At 65.3% G+C, this 22850-nt stretch carries 14 protein-coding genes; 9 read left to right on the top strand and 5 right to left on the bottom strand.

The features are described 5' to 3' along the window. From ASC94_RS08610 to ASC94_RS08590, 5 genes are all read right to left on the bottom strand, one after another. A complete protein-coding gene (locus ASC94_RS08610) occupies positions 1-1362 on the bottom strand; it encodes an HlyD family type I secretion periplasmic adaptor subunit (RefSeq protein WP_157201349.1) in 1362 nt (453 codons plus the stop codon). Between the two features lie 2 nt (positions 1363-1364). Further along, positions 1365-3164: a type I secretion system permease/ATPase gene (locus ASC94_RS08605; protein WP_056393340.1), complete on the bottom strand. Its 1800-nt coding sequence runs from the start codon at positions 3162-3164 to the stop codon at positions 1365-1367. A gap of 180 nt (positions 3165-3344) precedes the next feature. Then, positions 3345-3881, bottom strand: coding sequence for a hypothetical protein (locus ASC94_RS08600; RefSeq protein WP_157201348.1), 537 nt, complete (start codon positions 3879-3881; stop codon positions 3345-3347). Between the two features lie 155 nt (positions 3882-4036). Continuing rightward, positions 4037-8359, bottom strand: a complete 4323-nt coding sequence (locus ASC94_RS08595) for a DUF4214 domain-containing protein (RefSeq protein WP_162251403.1) — start codon at positions 8357-8359, stop codon at positions 4037-4039. 361 nt (positions 8360-8720) lie between these two features. Then, entirely contained in the window at positions 8721-10205 is a 1485-nt protein-coding gene (locus ASC94_RS08590) for a FecR domain-containing protein (protein WP_056393333.1), read from the bottom strand. Positions 10206-10501: 296 nt separating this feature from the next. Between ASC94_RS08590 and ASC94_RS08585 the strand changes: the two genes are divergently transcribed. From ASC94_RS08585 to ASC94_RS08545, 9 genes are all read left to right on the top strand, one after another. Continuing rightward, positions 10502-12391 carry a CHASE2 domain-containing protein gene (locus ASC94_RS08585; RefSeq protein WP_056393332.1) on the top strand — a complete coding sequence of 630 codons (1890 nt, stop codon included), beginning with the start codon at positions 10502-10504 and terminating at the stop codon, positions 12389-12391. After that, positions 12388-13593 carry a tetratricopeptide repeat protein gene (locus tag ASC94_RS08580; protein ID WP_056393329.1) on the top strand — a complete coding sequence of 402 codons (1206 nt, stop codon included), beginning with the start codon at positions 12388-12390 and terminating at the stop codon, positions 13591-13593. Before ASC94_RS08585 ends, ASC94_RS08580 begins: the two co-directional genes overlap by 4 nt. Positions 13594-13715: 122 nt before the next feature. Next, on the top strand, positions 13716-14051 hold the full coding sequence (locus ASC94_RS08575) for a VanZ family protein (RefSeq protein ID WP_229417215.1): 336 nt from the start codon (positions 13716-13718) through the stop codon (positions 14049-14051). Between the two features lie 9 nt (positions 14052-14060). Continuing rightward, positions 14061-14810 carry a Crp/Fnr family transcriptional regulator gene (locus ASC94_RS08570; RefSeq protein WP_082616356.1) on the top strand — a complete coding sequence of 250 codons (750 nt, stop codon included), beginning with the start codon at positions 14061-14063 and terminating at the stop codon, positions 14808-14810. A gap of 123 nt (positions 14811-14933) precedes the next feature. After that, a complete protein-coding gene (locus ASC94_RS08565; protein WP_056393325.1) occupies positions 14934-15734 on the top strand; it encodes an ABC transporter permease in 801 nt (266 codons plus the stop codon). Continuing rightward, on the top strand, positions 15731-16969 hold the full coding sequence (locus tag ASC94_RS08560; RefSeq protein ID WP_056393318.1) for an ABC transporter ATP-binding protein: 1239 nt from the start codon (positions 15731-15733) through the stop codon (positions 16967-16969). Before ASC94_RS08565 ends, ASC94_RS08560 begins: the two co-directional genes overlap by 4 nt. Beyond that, positions 16966-18549 carry an FkbM family methyltransferase gene (locus ASC94_RS34000; RefSeq protein ID WP_056393316.1) on the top strand — a complete coding sequence of 528 codons (1584 nt, stop codon included), beginning with the start codon at positions 16966-16968 and terminating at the stop codon, positions 18547-18549. Before ASC94_RS08560 ends, ASC94_RS34000 begins: the two co-directional genes overlap by 4 nt. A 14-nt stretch (positions 18550-18563) precedes the next feature. Further along, on the top strand, positions 18564-21632 hold the full coding sequence (locus ASC94_RS08550; RefSeq protein ID WP_056393314.1) for a glycosyltransferase: 3069 nt from the start codon (positions 18564-18566) through the stop codon (positions 21630-21632). Next, positions 21622-22830 (top strand): glycosyltransferase family 1 protein, encoded by a 1209-nt coding sequence (locus tag ASC94_RS08545; protein WP_056393312.1) that lies wholly within the window; start codon positions 21622-21624, stop codon positions 22828-22830. Before ASC94_RS08550 ends, ASC94_RS08545 begins: the two co-directional genes overlap by 11 nt. Positions 22831-22850: the final 20 nt, after the last annotated feature.

Here is a 22850-nt window from a genome sequence, read left to right as displayed (position 1 = left end):
TTATTCCTCCGACAGGGAATTCTTGGCGCGATCAAATACCGGCTTCAGCAAGTAGCTCATCAGTGTGCGCTCGCCCGTCTTCACGAACATTTCCACAGGCATGCCGGGCTGGATCGCCAGTTTCTTCTGGGCGATCAACTTGGTGCCTTCGGGCGATACGCGGGCGCGCACTTTGTAGTAAGGCACGCCGCTGCGCTCGTCAACCGCGCGGTCAGCGGACACCTGTTCCACGATACCGGGAATGTGCGGCGTCTTGTTGACGTTGAACGCGGAGAACATCAGTTCCACCGGCAGGCCCACGTGCACACGGTCGATCAGATTCACTGGCAGTTGGCCTTCAACAATCATCTCATCATCGCTCGGCACCAGTTCCATCATCTTGGTTCCCGGGCCGATCACGCCACCTGCCGTGAACACGTTCAGCGCCACGACAGTGCCATCCACCGGGGCTTTCACTTCCGTATTGGCTACGTCATACTCTTGCGCCAAGATACGCGGCTGCAAAGCCTCCGCTTCGCGCTGCGTGTCCGCCAGCAAGGTCCGCACTTCCTTCTGGAAATCGGAGGCACGCTGGCTGCGTCGCAAGGTTATCTCAGCCACTTGGCGGCGCGCGCGACTGATGTTGCCGATGTCCTCGGAAATCTGGCCGTTGATCTGCGCATAGGTGCGCTCCAGGTCGAGCAAGCGAGCGCGCGCAACGTAACCATCTTTTGCCAGGTCGCGCATATTGACCAGCTGCTCTTGCAAGATGACCTGCTGCTGTTTCTTGCTTTCCCGGGATTCTTCCAGGCCAGCGACTTGCGCCTTCAGGCCGGCGATGTTCTCATCGAAGGCGCCGATCTCGCTGTCGAGCGACAGCCGGCGCGAGCTGAACAGTTGATTTTGCAGGCTGAAACCAGCTACCACGCGTGGATCATCCTTGAAGGCAGCCAGCGAAGCGGGGAACGTTAGCGACTTCGAGCCGTCGCGTTCGGCCAGCAAGCGCGCCTCCGTCAGACGGGCAGTGATGTACTGCGCGCGCGACGTCTCGGCCTGGCTGGTGGCCAGAACGTTATTCATGCGAACCAGCACCTGGCCCTTCTTCACGACATCGCCGTCTTTGACCAGGATCTCCTGGATGATGCCACCCGTCAGATGCTGGATGGCCTTGCGATTGCTTTCCTTAGCCACTGTGCCAGGCATGGGAACGCCTTTGTCCAGCGGAGCCAGCAGCGCCCACAGCAGGAAACCGCCCACCCCCAGCAACACAATCAGCCAGCCAAAGCGCGCGTAGCTGCGCGCATCGGTATTTACTTCCAGCGGCGTGACGTCGTGTGCAATGACGTCGGTCGGCGCTTCTTGTTTCGTCAGCATATTTGCCATGATTATTCCTCTTCCGTCGTCGCCTTGGGTGCAGCGGCTTGCTGCTGGGCGGCTTGCTGCTGTGCTTGGGCGGCTTGCTGTTGCGCCTGAGCTTGCTGCTGCGATTGCAGCGCCTTTTGATTGGCATCGTTCAGTGCTGCCAGCACGTCGCGGGTGGGGCCGAACGCGGCAGCCACACCATCGCGCAGCAACAGCAATTTATTCGTCGCCCCAATCACATTGGTACGGTGCGTAATCAGCACAATAGTTTTGCCGCGCTGGCGCAAGTCGTTAATCGCCTGCAGCAGCGCTTGTTCGCCCACGTCATCCAGGTTTGAATTCGGTTCATCCAGCACAATGACGGTCGGGTCGCCGTACAGCGCGCGGGCCAAGCCCAGGCGCTGACGCTGGCCGCCGGAAAGGCCTATACCGCCGTCACCCAGCTTGGTGTCATACCCGTTCGCCATGTGCAGAATCATGTCGTGCACGCCGGCGCGTTTGGCAGCAAGTACCACCTGGTCCGGATCGATGGTACCGAAGCGGGCGATATTCTCGCTCACGGTACCGCCGAACAGTTCGATATCCTGCGGCAGGTAGCCAATGTGCGGACCCAGTTCGGCTTTGTTCCACTGGAAGATGTCGGCGCCATCCAGGCGCACTTTGCCAACCGCCGCAGGCCAGATGCCCACCAGCAGCCGGGCCAGCGTGGATTTACCTGAACCGCTGGGGCCGATTACGCCGAGCACATCGCCGGCGGCAATAGCAAAGGACAAGCCTTTCAGCACAGGAACCTTGGCGCCCGGCGGCGCCGCGGTGACCGCCTCAATCGCCATCGTGCCGGCAGGTTTGGGCAGCGGCATACCTGCCGGGCGCTCCGGATTGTCTTCCAGCAGTTTGAGCAGGCGCTCGTACGCGCTACGGGTGCTGCTGTAGCTTTTCCATACGCCGATCACTTGCTGCACAGGTTGCAGCGCGCGGCCCACCAGGATGGAAGCAGCGATCATCATGCCCGAAGTAATCTTACCCTCGACGGCCAGCAATGCGCCGTAGCCCAATACCAGCGATTGCAGCGATACTTGGACGAACTTGGTAACGGCCGCAATTTTGCCCGCCTTTTCGCTGGCATCCGCTTGCAGCTTAAGGAATCGCGAATGCAGCTTCATCCAGCGGCCCATCAGGTTGGGCAGCATGCCCATCGACTCAATCACCTCGGCATTGCGCAGGTTATTGGTCGCCAGCGTGCTGGACGCAATCGCCATCGAGTTGGCTTCCGCCAGCGGCTTGTGCGTGACGCGTTCGTTGATGAAGGCCAGCACGACCAATACGATGGTGCCGCACAACGCAAACACGCCGAGCGATGGCTCGAACATAAAGATCACGATCAGGTACACCGGGAACCAGGGCGCATCAAAGAAGGCGAACAGGGCGTTGCCGGTCAGGAACTGGCGGATGTTGGTCAGGTCCATCAGCGACTGGCCGGCGTTACCGCCGCCGGTCTTGAGGTTCTGCTCGAAGGCGGCCGTGTAGACGCGCTTGTTCATGTCCATATCGAACTTGGCGCCGACACGCACCAGCACAAAGCTGCGGATCAGTTCCAGCATGCTCATGAACAGATATGCGCCCAGCATCATCACTGTCAGCATCAGCAGGGTCGTCTCGTTGCGGCTTGGCAGCACGCGGTCGTAGACCTGCAGCATGTAGAGGGACGGCACCAGCATCAGCAGGTTGCTGATGGCGCTGAACGCGCCAACGGTGAGGAAGGTACTCTTGAACTTGGCGAGCACCTGCTCGATTTCGTTCTTAGGTTTCAGGAATTTTTTCATGGAGTGCATTAACAGTGCAGTAGTAGCGCATGAACAGCAAAAACGGCGTATCACGCCGGGCACACACATTATCGCTTAAAACGCTCAGAAAATGTGACGTACATCACATTTATTTATCGTGACGAAAAAACGCGACGCCCCTGGAAAGACACGATGGAGCCCACCAGAAGGGCCCTGGCGCTAATGCACGGTCATCCCAAGGTCCCGGGCTGGCTGCTGAATACCTCGCAGCCACGACGGCCATACGCCCAAGGCCCACGCGCCGGACTGATCGGCACGGTACAACAGGTGCAGCCACTGGCGCAGGCCTGTTTCGGTCACGCCGAAGGTCGCGGTATTGCCGGCCTCGTCACGAAATCTCAGCGAAATGACGCCATTACTTGGCGTGACGTCCACAAAGGATGGCAACAACTGCCCGCTGGCAGGCGCAGCAATCACCGGAGCCGCAGGCTGGATCGCTTCACGAGCAGCTTGCTGGGCGAATTCCTTGCGCAGCTCGACGTAGGCATCGGCTGGCGCTGGCGTCGGGACCGCAGCGACCGCAGGCGTGAGCGGCTCCAACCGCTCCAGCAGTACCGGCACCAGGAAACCCAGCATCCGGCGGGTCAACCAGATAACAACTGCCTCCCCTCCCGGCAGTGCACCAGAGAGCCGGACGCGGTCTTCTTTGATATCAAACTCCGTAGTGATCCGCTCAATTGCATAGTTCGTTGTCACGACGCGTTACCTAAATTCGAAACAGGGCAGTTAGTGTACCCGACCCTGAGTACGGGGGAAATTCCGGACGAAAAAAAACCCCGGCACCGAAGTGACGGGGTTTTTCAGCTTTCAGTGCAGGCCCATCCTTGCGGAAAGGCCTGTCTCCGAAGAGATTACACCAGAGCGGCGGTACCGAAGTCCGAGTTGAAGCTCAGGTTGTCGCCGTTGATGCCGGTCAGCTTGACGATCAGGTCGGTGCCGTTGGCGAAGGTGTCGCTCGTGCTGTTCAGATCGCTGTCAACAACAACGTAGGCATCGCCCTTGTAGTTGAACCACACTGCAGCGCCAGCATCAGCTTGCTTGATTGCTGCGTTGACGAAGTCCGAGAACACAGCGGTGCTTTCGTTCAGGGTCGCGGTCAGCTTGCCCAGGCTCGATACGTCTGCAGCAGCAGCGGTACCGTTGTTGTAGGCTTGCAGTTGCAGCAGGTCGCCAGCTTTGAAGTCCAGGATTTCAGAGTAGGTGTTCGACTCTTTATTGCCTTCCGAAGCCGAAGCAGCGGTCACGATGAACAGGTCGTTGCCGTCACCACCGGTCAGATGAGCACCGTTGGTACCAGCGTAGATGACGTCCTTGCCAGCACCGCCGTTGATCACGTCAGCTTTAGCCGAGGTACCAACCGAAGCGTGCAGAGTGTCGGCACCAGCGCCACCGGTGATGGTCATTGCAACCGAACCGTTAGCCGAAGCAGCCAGCTTGCCGGTCAGAGCGCTTGCATCGATGGTAGCCAGCTTGGTGGTGGTCGCATCCAGGGTCAGGGTCACGTTCGACGAACCGTCGATGGTCAGGGCCGTTGCCTTGTCTGCCTTCAGGGTCACGCTAGCGGTATTAACAGTGGTGGTGTCCAGGTCGATAGCGCTGAACTTGATGGTTTCAACGCCTGCAACGGTCACGGTACCGAAGGACAGATCGCTAGCATCAACCTTGGTTACCAGGTTGAAGCTGTCTGCCGAACCGGAAGCATCAGCCATCTTAACGATGACGCCAGCACCAGCGGCAACCAGTTCAACGGTACCAGCGTTAGCCAGCTTGTCGATGGTCAGAGCAGCGTTACCTGCACCGGCACCAGCACCTTCGCTGGTGGTGACGACAACAGCCTTAGGTGCGGTCGCGTTGTTGAGTACGTTGACGTTGGTGATAGCGAAGTCGTTACTCACTACGTCAGCCTTCACACCGGCAGTCTTGGCAACGAAGTCAACCGAGGTGCCGCTCTGTACGGCGGTCCAGTTGGCGTAGGTGCCAGCAGCAACAGCAGCTGCGATCTGGGTCGGGGTGTTGCCGGTTGCCAGCGTGATGGTTACGCCATCGAACACGATGGTGTCGCCATCTTCAATCGCGCCGGAGGTAGCGAAGTTAGCCGAGAACGCTTCGGAAGCAGCGTTTACCTTAGCTACCACAGCCGGGGTGCCAGCAGCGAAGCCGTTACCGTCAGCGCCAGTGTCAACTGCCGCGAACGTCAGGGTTGCAGCAGGAGCTACGTTGCTGGTGGTCAGAATGATGTTATTACCGGTACCGGCAGAGATCGTGTACACCACGCCACCGATGGTGACGGTACCAGTCGCAACTGCACCAGCCTTCACAGCCGTAGCGTTTTGCAGAGTGGTAGCGGCAGGAGCGGTGTAGACGGTTTGGCCGCCGATCGTCAGCGTGTCGGTGTCATACAGTGCCACGCCGGTCAGGTCGAGGGTGTAGCTAACGGTACCTTGAGCGCTTGGCGCGGCAGCAACTACAGCAGCAGTCGTTGCATCCACGTCGGTTACGACGAAGCTAGCAGCGGTCACGTTTGGAGTCACTGCGCCTGGATTGATGGCTTCGAAGGTCACTACGGAACCGTTCAGGCCGGTTGCGACCCAGTTGCCGTAGGTTTGACCGACGAACTTAGCAGCGATCTGCGCTGCGGATTCGCCGCCAGCCAGGGTCACGGTCACGCCGTCGAAGACAATCCGGTCAGCGCCAGTGATGGTGCCGGAGGTGGCGAAGTCAACGGTGAACACTTCTTTGGTAGCGGAAGTACCAACAGCAGTCGAGTTGTTGCTGACCACGTAGGTGATGCCGTCCATGTTAGCCATGTTGACGGTGGTAGCGGTGCCAACGGTGTCGGTGATTGCCAGTTTCTCGAAGCCGCTGATCTTGCCTGCGAAGTCGCCGTTAGCCGACAGGGTTGCAGCGCTAGCGCCGTTCAGGCCGATGGTGTCGGTGCCGTCGCCGCCGTTCAGGGCTGCGGTAGGAACAACAACGGTGCCGTTCAGGGTCAGCGAATCATCGCCAGCGCCCAGGTCGATTGCCTTGGTGATTGCGGTGCCAGCGTTCGAAACGGTAACGGTGTCAACACCAGCGCCGCCGGTGAAGGTGGTTGCGGTGCCGTTAGCGATGGTGAAGGTAGCGGTGCCGGTCAGGCCAACGGTGCTGATTGCCTTAGCAGCGGTCAGACCGGAGGTGGTGTCGCCTACCACGTTGCCTGCGCCGGTAACGTTGATGGTTTCAGCGGAACCCGATGCCAGAACGGTGTCAACATCAGCGCCGTCAACTTGCGCGTTGATGGTCTTGGCGCCAGCGGCAACAGTGACGGTGCCGTCAACGTTGTTCAGTGCCAGTGCCAGGGTGGCAGCAGCGCTGTCAACGGTGAAGCTAGCGCCGTTCGACAGCTTGATGGTGTCCAGCGCGGTGTTGGTGGAGCCGTTGACGCCAGCGACACCGGTGGAAGCAGCGAAGCCGTCCACGGTTACGGTTTTCAGAGCTACACCGCCGTCGATGGTGACGGTACCAGCGGTAACACCCAGGGTGTTCTTGGCCGTAACGGCGGCCACGCCTTGGGTGGTCGTGGTAACGGTGGCTTTGGCGGTTGCGATCAGGTCGGTCAACGCGGTGTTGGCCTTGCCGTTGAACACGACGGTGTCGTCAGCCGAAGCAGCAGTGCTCCAGTTTGCCAGCAGGGCGCCGGTAAAGATACCGTTGGCTGCTGCGCTGGAGCCGTTGGTGTCACCGGTGGCGGTGGTTGGGGAGCCAGCGATCTGCGTTGGCAGAACGGCGCTCGTGCCCACGTTTGCGAAGGCTTGAGCCACTTCAGCGGCGGTCAGGTCTTTAGCGGCGGTGAAGGTCAGGCTGCCTACGGTGACGGATTCGCCGGAATTCAGCTTGGTGAACTTCACGCTGGCAACTTCGGTGGCGCCGGTAACTGCAACGCGGCTGGCAGCGGCCACGGTTGCGTCTTGGGTAACGGTCACGTCGGTGGTCAGAGCGGAAGCGGTAACAACCACGTTACCTTGGGTAACAGTTTCGGTCACGGCGTCAGCCACGATCGCGCCAGCATTGCTGGTAGCGTGCTGGGTTACATTAACTGTCTTGCCACCGCCAACGCTGATGTTGCCCATGGTTACGTTGGTGTTGTTGATCGCAGCAGCACCGGTGGTGGTGATGGTCACTGCGCCAACTGGATCGGTGCCGGTCGCGCCGACGTCGATGTTGTGGGTGTTGTCGGTCAGGGCAACGTTCACGTCTTTGCCGCCGCTGACTTTAACGGTACCGCCGTCTTTCAGCGACACATTAACGCTGGTGGATGCAGCTGCGGTTGCATCGATGTTACCACCGGCTTTAGCGATGTTCAGGTTGGTCACGCCGACAACGGTCGATGCGTCCAGGGTCACTGCAGTAGCGCTCTCGATGGTGACGATTTCAACGTTGGACAGGTTGCCCAGGGTGATGGTACCGGTGTTGTGAGCGATTTTCAGCGTGTCGATGCCGGCGCCGCCGTTGATGTTGTCGATGCCGCTCAGGGTGTTCAGTTCGCTGTTGCCGGAATCGATAGCACCGATGATCAGGTCGCTACCAGCGCCGCCATTGACATTGTCCAGACCTTTGGTCAGAACGGAGGTGGTCGGTACGTTGACTTCACCGTCGTGTGCATCAACAGCTGCGTCGGAAACGGCTTGCAGAGCGGCTTCGGTGGTAGCTGCGGCCAGGGTGGCTTCATCTTTAACGCCCGACAGCCAGGTCTTAGCGACAGCGTTTGCTGCGTCGCCCGAGTAGCCCAGGATTTCCGAAGCGTCGGTCAGGGAAGCGGTGAACTGTTCTGCAGCGCTGACTTTGGAGTCGATCGCTACTTGGTCTTCGTTTTGTGCGCTCTGCGAGATGATGCGAGCAACGTTACCGATGTTCAGTTCGCCGGTGTTCAGTTTGTTTGCCCAGTAAACCAGGCCAGCTGCTTCAGCGTGACGGCCGAACAGGTTCATGTAGATAGCGTCGACGATCTCAGCCGAAGTCTTGTTAGCGTACAGGTCGCGGTATTCGTCCGAGTTGCTGAATTCGTTAGCAACGGAGTCGGCGCCGTTTGGCGATGCATTGGCGCGGTCCAGCCAGAATTGCAGGCCCAGCACGTCGGCTGGACGGTTGAAGTAAGCAACGTACAATGCTTGAATTTCGGTAACGGTGGTAGCCATTAAAAACACTCCTAGAGATTGGTGAGCTGCTTGCTGAGATGCTTGCAGTACTACGGTTGCCATCATGGCAGAAGACATTTGCGATTTATGTGACGCACGTCACACGTCAAGGCATTTGTCAGTTTTTTTACACAAATATTTCGATAAAAAAGCCCGCGATGCATTATCGGAGAACACTGTGGGGAAATCAATAGTTACAGGTTTACAAACTGGCTCGGTTGTACAGAGTTGTAACGCCTGAGTCAACCCCGCGTCGAAACAAAAACGGCTGAACTTATAAGCTGCGTAGATTGCAAAGAAAAAGCCGGGTGCCGCGCGTTCGCTGCGGCACCCGGCTTTGTATGGATGAGAGGAATAGAAACTATTTGGTCCAATATGTAATGCCGTTGGCGGACTTGGTGGCATTCAGCTTCGACGAGAATATGTAGGCGGCATTGTCGTCCGGACCAAGCGTACCGTTGACTGTCATATTCGTCGGTCGGATTACCTCGGGCTTGCCACTTAATTGGCCATTACTACCAACGTAACCTTCAGACCTAAGCTTATAAGTGTCGGCGCCGGCCACGAAGTCCAAGGACGTCGCAAAGGTCCCCTTGCCGAAATCTACCTGCAATACACCGTTCTGAACGCTGGCCGAACTCATGGACTGAGTAGGAATGTCCAGTAAGAACGCTTCGCTGCTACGCAGCGCGAATCCCATGGTGCCTTGCTGCGGCACCTGCCAATCTGCACCGGCGGTCAAAAAAATCGAATAATACGAGTTTTGCGCCATGCGCTTTGCTTTTTCCGCCACCAGCTTGGCTGGCTCAATCGTAGCAGGCTGGTTCATTACGGCAGCCCAGCGCCCCCAAACAATCTGCTTGGACGGAATAACCGGCGGCGGCGGCGTCACCACCACCGGATCAGTTGGCGGCACAACGACCGGATCGGACGGAGTGACAACGGGGCCCGCATCGGGCACCTCAACGATAGGCGGCACCGCCGGCAACGTGGGCTGATTGGTGGATGGCGGCGGCGTCGCCACTTCGGCCTGGCGCACCACGAAACTCTGCTGCTGCAGCGCGGCCGAGGCTTTCTGGGGATCCAAAATAGGCTCACCTATCGTCATCGGCGGAGGAGGTGGGGCGGACGGCGCACCGGTCTTGGCGGTCGGCTCGTCGGGGCGCGGCGGCGCCACCTGGTCCGGCACGAGCGCACCGCTGCTCAGCACGCGCGGCACCGCTTCCCCGCGTTTAACCTGGAGCACTTGGCCGACCTGGCCGGCAGCCAGCTCGCGGCTGGCCGCGTGTTCGCACGGACCACTGCCGCCCGGCGCGCAGGCGCCGCCGAAGCCACTGACGACGATAGCGCCCGACAGCACGGTGACGTTGGACGTTTCCTGGTCGGTATAGACAGTAAAGTCAGTGCCGCGCACGCCAATGGCGGCCACAGGGGTGTTGAAGCGGAAATTCTGGCGCGCCTGCTTTACGCCGTCGCCGGACACGGCGCGGGCCACGCCGGAGAGCAATTCCAGCTTGACGCGGGTGTTGGCCGGGTTGGCCTTATCTATATAGTAGGAAACAATGCGCGCGCGGCTGCCCGGGCGCAGGATCAGCAGGCCGTTGTCCACGGTTTTCAGATAGACGTAGCCGTTCTTGCCGGTGCTGAGCTCATCGCCCTCCTGGATGGCGTCGCCCATGGCGGCCTCGCCCTTGGTGCTGCGCACGTCGCCGCTGACGAAGACGATGCGGCCGGCTTCCCCCGCAAACGCGCTGCCGCCCGCCGCGCAAAGGACGACCGCAGCCGCGCCGGCGATGGCGCAGCGCAGGCCGCGCAGCGGCAGAGGGAACAATTTGAGAGGCACCATGGGAATACTCCTTTTTTGCATATTTTCCGCTTTTCCTGCGCACTTTCTGTGACAGCGATCACAGCCGCATGCGTTTTGCGTACACGGCTTGGGGATTATCGGCGGAGTGTAGCGCAGCAGCCAGCGGCAACCTAAGGCTGTTACCAAATCTCACGTTTTGATGCCACACGGCGCGACCCTCTGTGAAATTTTTGATGCATTAGCAGCAACTATTCTTACTGCATCCCCCGGCTAAGCGTTATACTTACAGGTTATTTCCTGCTTGCGCGCTACTGGGCGCGCACCACATTTTCGACATGAAGTTATCGGTCCTGCAACGCCTTCCGGAAGTGCCCGTTGCCGCCATCCGCGTTCTGATCGCGCTGGTGGCGGTGCTGCTGACCGCCTGGCCGCAGTGGCAAGCCGGCGGACCGGGCACCCAGCTGGTGGACGAATGGCTGCGCGACCAGCTGGTGCGGGTGCAGGCGTCGGACGCGCCGGAAGAGCGCATGGCGGTGATCGACATCGATGAATCCAGCCTGGCCAAGGCCGGGCCGTGGCCTTGGCCTCGCGAGCGCCTGGCCACCTTGGTGGAGCAGCTGCTGGGCCACTACGGGGCGCGCGGCGTGGCGCTGGACCTGGTACTACCCGAGCGCGCCGACGCCGGCGGCGACGAGCGCCTTGCCGTCCTGGCCGAGCACGGCCCGGTGGTGCTGCCGCAGGCGTTCGACTTCAACGGCAACCTGCCGCTGCGGGTGGGCCAGCTCACCGGCGGCGCGCCGGGGCCGCGCGGCGGCGCGCTGGCGGCCAGCGGCTACGTGGCCAACCACGCCGGCCTGGGGCGCGCGGCCCACATCGGCAATATCGGCTTCATTCCCGACCAGGACGGCATGATACGGCGCCTGCCCATGCAGACCTGGTTCGAGGGACGGCTGTTTCCCACGCTGTCGCTGGCCCTGCTCGGCTGCTGCGGCGGCACCACATCTAGCGGCAGCGCCGCCCCCGCAGCCGGCCCGACCGGCGGCATGGCCGCGGGCCAGGGCCTGCGCCGCCTGCCCTACAGCCGCAGCTGGAACGCTTACGCGGTCATCCCCGCCGCCGCCGTGCTCGACCTGAGCGCGCCGGCCGAGCTGATCCGGGACAAGCTGGTGCTGATCGGCTCGTCCTCGCTGGGCCTGTCCGACCGCGTGGCCACCCCCATCAGCGCCAACACCAGCGGCCTGCTGGTGCATGCGGCCGCCCTCACCGCCCAGCTCGATGCGCGCGCCGGCCTGGCGCCGTCGCCCTGGCCGGGGCGCGCCATCGCGCTGGTGTACACCGGCGCGCTGGCCCTGCTCACGGCGTGGACCCTGCCGCGCCTGTCCGCGCTGGCCAACGTGGCGCTGCTGTGCACGGCCGGCGCGCTGTGGCTGGCACTGGCCTACGTGGCGGCCCCGCACGACGCGGTGTTTTCCACCGTGGGCCCGCTGTGGAGCATCCTGTTCCTGCTGGCGGCCGGGGTGCCGTTCGCCTGGCAGCAGGCGCAGCGCCAGTCGCGCCGCCTGCTCGGCACGCTGCGCCAGTACGTGGCCGATGCGGTGGTGGACGAGCTGCTGCGCAGCGACCTGGCCGACCCGCTGGCGCCCAGCCTCTGCGAGGTGACCACGCTGATCGCCGACATGCAGGGCTACACCAGCCACGTGGCCAATTTGCCGCTGGAGCAGGCCGCGCAGCTCACGCGCGACTTCCTCGACTGCCTGACCGGTCCGGTGCTGGCGGCGCGCGGCACACTGGACAAATACACCGGGGACGGCCTGGTGGCGTTCTGGGGCGCGCCGCTGGCCGTACCGGACCATGCCGACCAGGCGCTGGAGGCGGCCGAAGCCATCATTGCCGCGCTGCGCCCTTTCAACGCGGCGCGCGCCGCGCGCGGCCTGGCGCCGGTGCGGGTGCGCATCGGCATCGAAAGCGGCAGCGCCATGGCCGGCGACTTCGGCTCGTCCTCGCGCAGCATCTACACCGCCGTGGGCGACAGCGTGAACGTCGCTTCGCGCCTGGAAACGGCCGCGCGCGACTATCCGTATGATGTGATCGTGGGCCCCGGCACGGCCGCCCTGGCGCGGCGCCAGCCGCTGCGCCGCATCGGCGAAACCCTGTTGCGCGGCCGCGACCGCCCTACTACGCTTTACACGCTGGCCGCCCTGGCGCCAGCAGAAGGAATGCCTTGATCAAACGTTTGCACGCCCTGCTGTGCGCCATGATGCTGGCCGGCTCCTCCGCCCACGCGGCGGAGGCCGAAGACCTGTATCTGCGTGCCCTGCAGGCCATTTCCGACGGCCGCCAGACCGAGGCCGGCCAGATCCTGGCCCAGATGACGGCCCAGGGCCCGCAGAACGCCGGCGAATGGCTGGACCTGGCCATGCTGCACTGCGCGCTGGGCAACCAGCGCCAGGCCGAAGCGCTGTTCCGCGACGTGGAACAGCGCTTCAATCCGGGCGCAGGCATCATGGACATCATCGAACAGCAGCGCAAGGGCGGCTGCCGCGGCCCCAAGGCGCTCAGCCAGTGGGCGCTGGCGGTGGCGCGCGGCACGGACAGCAACGTCAACCAGGGCGCCAGCAGCCAGTTCTACACGCCGGAAAACGGCAAGCCGCTGGAGCTGCTGCCGGAATACCTGCCGCGCAGCGACCAGTACAGCGCCCTCACCGGCGACTACCTGCGCGAACTGGGCCAGAACGGCGACGTCGGCTTCGTGCAGCTGCAGCTGCGCCGCCACGACTCGCTGTCCAGTTATAATACCGCCGCCCTGCTGGTGGGGGCCGAGCATCCGTGGCGCTGGGGACGCTGGCGCCTGCGCGGCACGGCCACCCTGGGCGCGCTCACCCTGGGCGGGCGGCTGTACCAGGAGCAGGGCTTGCTCCAGGTACGCGCCACGCCGCCCTGGAAGCTGCCGGAGCGCCTGGAGCTGAGCCTGCAGGCCGGCATGGGCTACACCACCTACAAGACGCTGAGCGAATTCGACGGCGGCACCGCCGAGCTGCGCGCGGTGCTGTCCTACCGGGGCGAACCGACCCAGGCACAGTTCAGCGCCGGCTACGTGCACGACCACGCCAGCGGCAACCGCCCGGGCGGCGACCGCGACGGCTGGTCAGCGCGGCTGGGCGTGCAGCGCCCGCTGTTCGGCCCGCTCAAGGGCGAGTTCGAGCTCAACCGCAACCACTGGGCCGGCCAGCAGCCCTACTCGCCGGGCCTGATCGACACCGTGCGGCGCCAGGCCATCACCTCGGCGCGCGCCACCGTGGTCTATCCGCTCACGCGCGACCAGGCGCTGCACCTGGAATGGCGCGTGACTAACAACCGCGACAACGTGTCGCTGTTCCAGTACCGCGCCCGCCAGCTCCAGCTGAGCTGGCACATGTATGGGTGGTAGGGCCGGTGCCGCTGACGGTGCCATTGACGCTGCCGCTTACCGGCGGTAGCCGACGCAGACTACAGCCCGCTTTACAATTGCTTACCTTGAAAGTTGTGTTTTTTATGCCGTGGGACCTGATAATGTTCGCCGGCGCTGCCGCTGCGGTGCTGGGCGGCTGCCTGGTGCCCAATGCGTGGCTGCCGCCCCTGCCCAACGACAAGCTGCTGCATTTCGGCGCCTACTTCGCCCTGGCCGGGCTGGCCGCCCGGCTGGCCGCCACGCCGGCGGCCTATGCCTGGACCCTGCTCGGCCTGCTGGTAGCCGGCTGGCTCGTGGAATGCCTGCAGCAACTGGTTCCGGGGCGCGGCTTCAGCTGGCGCGACCAGGCCGCCAACGCGGCCGGCATCGCCTGCGCCGGCGCGCTGGTCTGGCTGTGGCGGGGAGGCGCCGCGCCGCTGGCCGCAACAGTTTTGTAGAATACGCTCATGACCACTCCGAATCCAACGCCGAACGAGACGCCCGCCGCAGCAGCCGAGAGGAAGCCCTCGAATTTGCAAGTGCATCAGGTCCAGCTGCGCAAGATCCCGCTGCTGTCTGGATTGAGCGACGAGGAGCTGCAAAAAGTCGTCGTTGACCTGCGCTTCCGCCAGCACGCCAAGCGCGATATCGTGCTGCAAAAAGGCGGCGAGGGCGACGGCCTGCTGTTCCTGCTGTCGGGCCAGCTGCAGGTGATCGACGTGACCGAGGACGGCCGCGCCATCGGCCTGCGCATGCTGGCGCCGGGCGACTTTTTCGGCGAAATCGCCGTCATCAACGGCTCCAAGCGCACCGCCTCGGTGGTGGCCATGACGCCGGTGCTCGTGGCCTTCCTGCCTGCGCCGGCCGCGCTGCACCTGTTTTCGCACTCGCCCTCGGTGGCCAATCAGATGCTGCGCCACCTGGCCGCGAAGATCCAGCGCGATTCCGAATTCCGCTCCCTGCTCAGCATTAATAACACCACGCGCCGCATCTACACCTTCCTGGTGCAGATGAAAAAGACCGAACCGGGCGGCACGGACGTGGTGGAAAACCTGCCCACCCACCAGGATATTGCCAACATGATCAACACCAGCCGCGAAACCGTCACGCGGGCGCTGCTCACGCTGGTGCAACAGGGCATTATCCAAAAAGAAACTCACCGCATCATCATCGTCAAGCCGCAGGCCCTGCAAAAACTGGTCGAGGGAACGCCGTAGCAGTTTGACCATAAAGTATAATCGCCGGTTTCGCGCGCCCCGGCCGTTTTGGCGCCGCCTTTTTCTCTTTGTGAATCCATACATGACAGTTTCTTTACCGCAATACGGCGCCGGGGGCCAGCCATGGTGATCCTGGGCCGTCTGCGCAACATCGCCAACTACCGCGGCTTCATCCTGGGCAGCGTGCAGCGCGAGTTCCAGTCCAAGTACCGCAATTCCATCCTCGGCGCGGCCTGGACCGTGCTCAACCCGCTGGCCATGATCCTGGTCTACACGGTGGTGTTCGCCCAGGTGATGCGCTCGCGCCTGCCCGGCAGCGACTCCACCTTCGCCTACAGCATCTACCTGTGCGCCGGGGTGCTGACCTGGAACCTGTTCGCCGAAATCACCAGCAAGGCGCAAAGCGTGTTCATCGACAACGCCGGCCTGATCAAGAAGATCAACTTCCCGCGCCTGTGCCTGCCCGTCATCGTGGTGCTGAACGCCGGCCTGAACTTCGCCATCATCTTCGCCCTGTTCACGGCCTTCCTTGTCATCTCCGGCAACTTCCCGGGCTGGACTTATTTCGCCGTGTTCCCGGTGCTGGCGGTGCAGGTGCTGCTGGCCATCGGCCTGGGCATGGTGCTGGCGGTGCTCAACGTGTTCTTCCGCGACGTGGGCCAGTTCTTCTCGATCAGCCTGCAGTTCTGGTTCTGGTTCACGCCCGTGGTGTACCCGGTCAAGGCGCTGCCGGCCGAGGCGCGCGGCCTGCTGGACTGGAACCCGATGGCGCCGGTGATCATGGCCTACCAGGACATCCTGGTGGCGCACAAGCTGCCGCAGTGGGACAGCCTGCTGCCGGCGCTGGGCCTGGCCTGCATCCTGTGCCTGCTGGGCATGCAACTGTTCCGCAAGCGCGCGGGAGAAATGGTGGACGAACTGTGAACGGCAGCATACGAGTCAGCAACCTGGGCAAGGCCTACAAACGCTATCCGAGCCACCGCGCGCGCCTGCTGGAGTGGCTCTCGCCGTCCGGCAAAGCGCGCCACCAGACCATCTGGGTGCTCAAGGACATCACCTTCTCGGTGCGCCCCGGCCAGGCGCTGGGCATCATCGGCATTAACGGCGCCGGCAAGAGCACCCTGCTCAAGCTCATCACCGGCACCGCCGCCGCCACCGTGGGCAGCGTGGAGATGCACGGCCGCGTGGCCGCCATGCTGGAGCTGGGCATGGGCTTCCACCCCGACTTCACCGGGCGCCAGAACGCCTACATGGCCGGCCAGCTGATCGGCCTGTCGGTCGACGAGATCACCACCCTGATGCCGGACATCGAGGGCTTCGCCGAGATCGGCGAGTACATCGACCAGCCGGTGCGCGTGTATTCGAGCGGCATGCAGATGCGGCTGGCGTTCGCCGTGGCCACCGCGCGCCGCCCGGACGTGCTGATCGTCGACGAGGCGCTGTCGGTGGGCGACGCCTACTTCCAGCACAAGAGCTTCGAGCGCATCCGCGCCTTCCGCGCGCTGGGCACCACCCTGCTGATCGTGTCGCACGACAAGGGCGCGATCCAGTCGATCTGCGACCGCGCCATCCTGCTGGACGGCGGACGGGTGAGCAAGGAAGGCACGCCGGAAGAGATCATGGACCTGTACAACGCCATGCTGGCCGAGCGCGAAGGCGACAACGTGCGCCAGGAAACCACGGAAAACGGCAAGGTGCAGACCATTTCCGGCAGCGGCGAAGCCACCGTGGGCAGCATTGCCCTGCTCAACGAGCGCGGCGAGCCGGCCGAGGTGCACGGCACCGGCACCAGCGTCACCCTGCTGGTGCGGGTGGACGTGCACGCCGACATCCCCGACCTGACCCTGGGCTACCGCATCAAGGACCGCCTGGGCCAGAACATCTTCGGCACCAACACCTACCACAAGGGCCACGCGATTCCGCCGGTGCGGCGCGGCCAGCAGCTTGAGTTCCGCTTCAGCTTCCCGCTCAACCTGGGACCGGGCACCTACTCGGTGGCCACCGCGCTGCACAGCGCCGACAACCACCTGATCGACAACTACGAATGGCGCGACCTGGCGCTGGTGTTCGAAGTGATGAATTTGAAGCATACCTATTTTGAAGGCTGCAGCTGGCTCGATCCGCGCATCGAGATGGTCAGCCACGGAGCGCTAGCATGATACTGACCTCGTACGCCGACAACTTCGAAGACGCGCTGCTGTGGCGCGCGCTGGGCCACGTGCAGGATGGCTTCTACATCGACGCCGGCGCGGCCGATCCGGAACGCGGCTCGCTTACCTGCGCGCTGTACAACCAGGGCTGGCGCGGCATCAATATCGAACCGGCACACACCCTGCTGCGCCGCCTGCGCGCGGCGCGCCCGGCCGACACCTGCCTGGGGGTGGCGCTGGCCGCCGCGGCCGGCAGCGCGCCGGTGCCCTTCTACGAAGTGGCCGGCAGCGGCCGCTCCACGCTGGACGCGGAACGCGCCGGGGCGCTGCGCGCGGCCAGCCAGGCCGTGCTGCTGCGCGAAGTGGAACTGACCACGCTGGACGCGGTGTGCGCGGCGCACGCGCCGCAGGCCATCCACCTGCTGCACCTGGACGTCGGCAGCGCGGACGGCCAGGCCGAGGCCGCGTTGCTGGCGGGCCTGGACCTGCAGCGCTGGCGCCCGTGGGTGATCGTGCTCAAGCGCGCCGACACCGCGCCGCTGGCGGCGCTGCTGGCGGCGCGCTACCAGCTGGCCCAGGCCGACGGCGTGAACCATTTCTACGTGGCCGGCGAGCGCGCGGCCGACCACGGGCTGGCCGCCAAACTGGCCCTGCCCGCGCAGCCGGCGGACGGTTTCGTGCTGTGCGAAGGCCACCCGCGCGCCTGGCCGCTTGAGGAGCTGCGCGCGCGCCTGGCCGCCTCGCACGCGGCCACCGCCGCCGCCGAAGCCGAGCGCCTGCACCAATCGGCGCTGGCCGCCAACGCCCGCGCCGACCTGGCCGACGCCCGCGTGGCCGCCGCCGAAGCGCGCGCCGACACCGCCGAAGCCATCGCCGACGCGCGCCACACCATCGACGACCTGCTGGTGCGCGTGCGCGACGCCGACAAGCGCGCCGAAGAGACCGCGCAATGGGCCAACAACCACGCGCGCGACGCGGACCTGCGGGCCGAGCACAGCGAACAGCAGCTGGCCGAAGCGCGCCTGCAGGCCGGCACGCTGGAGCAGCGCGTCAACGAACAGGCGCAGCGCGCCGGCCAGATGGAACAGCGGGCCGGGGAACTGGCCAGCGAGCTGGCCCACATGACCGCGCGCGCCAGCGGCGCCGAGAGCCAGCTGCCGGGCCTGCACGCGCGCGCGGCGCAGGCTGAAACCACGCTGCAGGCGACCTACGCCAGCCTGTCGTGGCGCATCACCCGTCCGCTGCGCTGGGGCAAGTTCCAGCTGCTGCGCAGCGTGCGCTACGCGCGCCGCCAGCCAGGCCGCGTGCGCGCCTTCGCGGTGCGCGCCGGCAAGGGCGTGCTGCGCCGCTCGATGCGCTACGTGATCGCGCGGCCCAAGCTGTCGTTCTTCCTGCGCCGCAACGCCGCGCGCCTGCCCTTCATGGTGCCGCTGCTGCGCTCGCTGAAGATGCGCCTGGAAGCAAGCCAGAACGTGCAAGCCACCGCCGCTGCCGTGCCCAGTGCACCGCCACCAAGCGCGCCGAGCCAGATCCCCGACGCCGCGCGCCAGGTGCTCGCCGACCTGCGCCGCCGCGCTTCCCACTCCTGACCAGAACAAGACCTATGCGTATCGTATTAGACCTGCAAGCCTGCCAGGGCTCCAGCACGCACCGCGGCATCGGCCGCTATTCCATGGCGCTCACGCTGGGCATGCTGCGCCAGGGCGGCCAGCACGACTTCCGCATCGTGCTCAACAACCGCTTCCCGGACAGCGTGGCGGTGCTGCGCAAGAGCTTCGACGGCCTGCTGCCGCAGTCGCACATCAGCGCCTACGCGCTGCCGGCCAAGATCTGGGAGCACCAGACCCAGAACAGCTGGCGCCTGCGCGCGGCCGAGCAGGTGCGCGAGCACTACCTGGCCAGCCTGGCGCCGGACGTGGTGCACATGTCCAGCCTGTTCGAAGGCCTGGGCGAGGACGCCTGCGTGTCCGCACTGCACAGCCGCAACCAGTTCGACAGCGCCGTCACCTTGTACGACCTGATCCCGCTGGTGCGCAAGCAGACCTACCTGACCGATCCGAACGTGGCCAACTGGTACTACCGCAAGCTGCAAAGCCTGAAGAACGCCGAACTGCTGCTGGCCATTTCCGGCCACTCGCGCCTGGAGGCGATGGAAGCGCTGCAGCTGCCGGGCGAACGCATCGCCAACATCTCCTCGGCGGTGGACACCATCTTCAAGCCGCGCACGCTGGCGCCGGCCGACGCCAAGGCGCTGCTGGCCGGCTTCGGCCTGACGCGCGGCTACATCATGTACACCGGCGGCATCGACTACCGCAAGAACATCGAGGGCCTGATCGAGGCCTATTCCATGCTGCCCGGCGCGCTGCGCGCGCAGTACCAGCTGGCCGTGGTGTGCAGCATCGGCGAGGCCGAGCGCCTGCGCCTGCAGGCGCTGGCCGCCAGCTTCAAGATCCCGAAGGGCGACCTGGTGCTGACCGGCTTCGTCTCGGACGACGACCTGGTGTCGCTGTACAACCTGACCGACCTGTTCGTGTTCCCCTCGCTGCAGGAAGGGTTCGGCCTGCCGGCGCTGGAGGCGATGTCCTGCGGCGTGCCGGTGATCGGCTCGAACAACAGCAGCATCCCCGAGGTGATCGGGCGCGCCGACGCGCTGTTCGACCCGAACAAGGTGGCCGAGATCTGCGCCAAGATGCAGCAGGTGCTGACCACGCCGGACTTTGCCGCCGAGCTGCGCGCGCACGGCCTGGAACAGTGCAAGCTGTTCTCCTGGGACGCCAGCGCGCGCAAGGCGCTGGACGCGTTCGAACAGGTGCATGAACGGCGCCAGCAGCAGCGCCGCGCGCTGTCGGCCGGCGGCCTGGCCGCGCCCGCGCGCCGCCCGCGCCTGGCCTACGTGTCGCCGCTGCCGCCGGAGCGCTCCGGCATTGCCGACTACAGCGCCGAGCTGCTGCCCGAGCTGGCGCGCTACTACGACATCGACGTGGTGGTGACCCAGGAGTCGGTGGACGAGCGCTGGCTGCAGGCCAACTTCACGCCGCGCTCGGTGGACTGGTTCGAGGCCAACAGCGCCCGCTACGACCGGGTGCTGTACAACTTCGGCAACTCCTCCTTCCACGCCCACATGTTCGGCCTGCTGCAGCGCCACCCCGGCGTGGTGATGCTGCACGACTTCTACCTGAGCGGCGCGGTCAACTACCTGCACTCGGGCACGGCGGACGGCTACGGCAAGGCGCTGTTCGCCTCGCACGGCTACCCGGCCCTGGCCCACGAGCGCGCCGAGGGGCGCGAAGCGTCCTACTACCACTATCCGTGCAACAAGGAGGTGCTGGACAACGCGGCCGGCGTGCTGGTGCATTCGCGCCATTCGCAGGAACTGGCCGCGCTGTGGTACGGCCCGCGCCAGGCCGGCGGCTGGCGCATGATTCCCCACCTGCGCGTGCTGCCGCCCGCGCTGGAGCGCGACGCCGCGCGCGCCGCGCTGGGCATGGGCGAGGACGACTTCCTGATGTGTTCCTTCGGCCTGCTGGGCCGCACCAAGTACAACGACAAGATCGTCGAGGCATGGCTGGCCTCGCCGCTGGCCGCGGACGAGCGCTGCCACCTGGTGTTCGTCGGCGAGAACGCCATCGACAGTTTCGGCAACGCGCTGTCGGCCCGCATCGCGCGCCACCCGCGCATCAAGATCACCGGCTTCGCCTCGCAGGAGCTGTACCGCAACTACCTCATGGCGGCCGACGCCGCGGTGCAGCTGCGCACCCGTTCGCGCGGCGAAACCTCGGGCACGGTGCTGGACTGCCTGGCGCACCAGGTGCCGGCCATCATCAACAGCCACGGCTCGGCGGCCGAGCTGCCGGAGCACATCGTGATCAAGCTGCAGGACGCGTTCACGCTGGATGAACTGGGCGCGGCCATGCAACGCCTGCGCAACGCGCCGGACGAAGCGCGCGCGCAAGCGCTGCGCGGCGTGGACCATATCGCCACCGAACACCACCCGGCCCGCATCGGCGCGCAGTACCGCGACGCCATCGAGCATTTCGCCCACAGCAGTGCGCGTGCGCGCTATGAGGACTTGCTGGACGGGCTGGGCGCCATCCGCGCCAGCATGGAGCCAAGCGACGAGGACTGGCTGCAGGTGGCCTCCAGCATCGCCGCCAACGCGCCGGCCGCCGGCCCGCGCCAGCTGCTGCTGGACGTGACGGCGCTGGCCGAGGCGGACCCCGACGGCGCCGCCGCGCCCGCGCTGCTCAAGGCCTTGCTGGCCGAGACGCTGCCGGGCTGGCGCGCCGAGCCGGTGCTGCTGCGCGAGCAGCGCTACTATTACGCGCGCCGCTACGCGCTGCACGCCATCGGCTGCGGCCAGCTCGGCCTGGAAGACAGCGTGGCCGACATCAAGCCGGGCGACTGCCTGGTGCGCCTGGACCCGGCGCAGGAAGCCGACCTGGCGCTGAGCAATATCGGCGTGCAGCAGGCCCACTTCGACGGCGGCGCGGAGGGCGGCCTGGACAACGCGGCGGCCCTGCCGGCGCTGGCGGCCGCGCTGGCCGCGCTGTACGCGGAACTGGAACGCAGCGGCATGGCGCTGCACAGCGTGGCGCTGCCGCTGGCGGCGGGCCCGGCAGCCGGCACGGCCGCGCCGGCCCTGGCTGCGGAAGGGACCGCCGATGCAGTCTAAGGCGCCGCTGGCCGGTGCGCCGGCGCAACTGCTGATCGACCTGTCGCAGCTGGTCAGGCACGATGCCAGGTCCGGCATCCAGCGCGTGGTGCGCAGCATGCACCAGGCGCTGGCAGCCGCGCCGCCGGCGGGCTACGACGTGGCCGCCGTGTACGACGCGGGCGGCTACTACGCTTACGCGCCGGCACCCGGCGCCATGGATGGCGGCGCCGGGCCCGATCCGATCCGCGTGCGCGCGGGCGACCTGTTCCTCGGCCTGGACCTGTGTCCCGACCAGCTGCCGCGCAACGAGGCGCTGCTGGCCAGCCTGCGCCGGCACGGCGTGCGCCTGTACTTCATGGTGTACGACCTGGTGCCGCTGAGCCACCCGTCCATGTTCCACCCATCCATGGCGCCGTGGTTCCAGCGCTGGCTGGACACGGTGTGCCGCCAGGCGGACGGCCTGGTGTGCATTTCGCGCGCCGTAGCCGACGAGCTGGCCGAGCGCCTGGAGCGGCAGCCGCCGCGCCGCGCCGCGCCGCTGCCGATCGGCTACTGCCACCTGGGCGCGGACCTGGAAGCCAGCCTGCCGAGCACCGGCAGCGGCGCGGCCGACCAGGCCGTGCTGGAGGCCATTGCCGGCCGCCGCGCGCTGCTGATGGTGGGCACGCTGGAGCCGCGCAAGATGCACGCGCAGGTGCTCGACGCGATGGAACTGCTGTGGCGCGCCGGCAGCGACGGCGGCAAGGGCAAGGACAGCTGCCTCGTGATCGTCGGCCAGCCCGGCTGGGAAGTGGCGCAGCTGCAGGCGCGCCTGCGCGGGCACCCCGAACTGGGCCGCAGGCTGTTCTGGCTGGAACGCGCCAGCGACGACACGCTGCAGCAGCTGTACCGCCGCAGTGCAGCGCTGGTGGCGGCGTCCGCCGCGGAAGGCTTCGGCCTGCCGCTGATCGAGGCGGCGCAGCACGGCCTGCCGGTGATCGCGCGCGACCTGCCGGTGTTCCGCGAAGTGGCCGGCGCGCACGCGTGGTACTTCACTGCCGCCAACGGCGCCGCGCTGGCCAAGGCGCTGCAGCAGTGGCTGGCCTTGCACGCCGACGGCAAGGCGCCGCCCTCGTCCGGCATGCCCTGCCTGAGCTGGCAGCAAAGCACGCAGCAGATGCTGGACGTGGTGCTGGGCCAGCGCTGGCACCGCCGCGCCACCGTTGAGTTGCCGTAAGCCAATTTATATGTGTATTA

Source organism: Massilia sp. Root418 (genome assembly GCF_001425265.1).
GTDB lineage: Bacteria > Pseudomonadota > Gammaproteobacteria > Burkholderiales > Burkholderiaceae_D > Rugamonas.
This window is presented reverse-complemented; position numbering and strand designations above follow the sequence as displayed.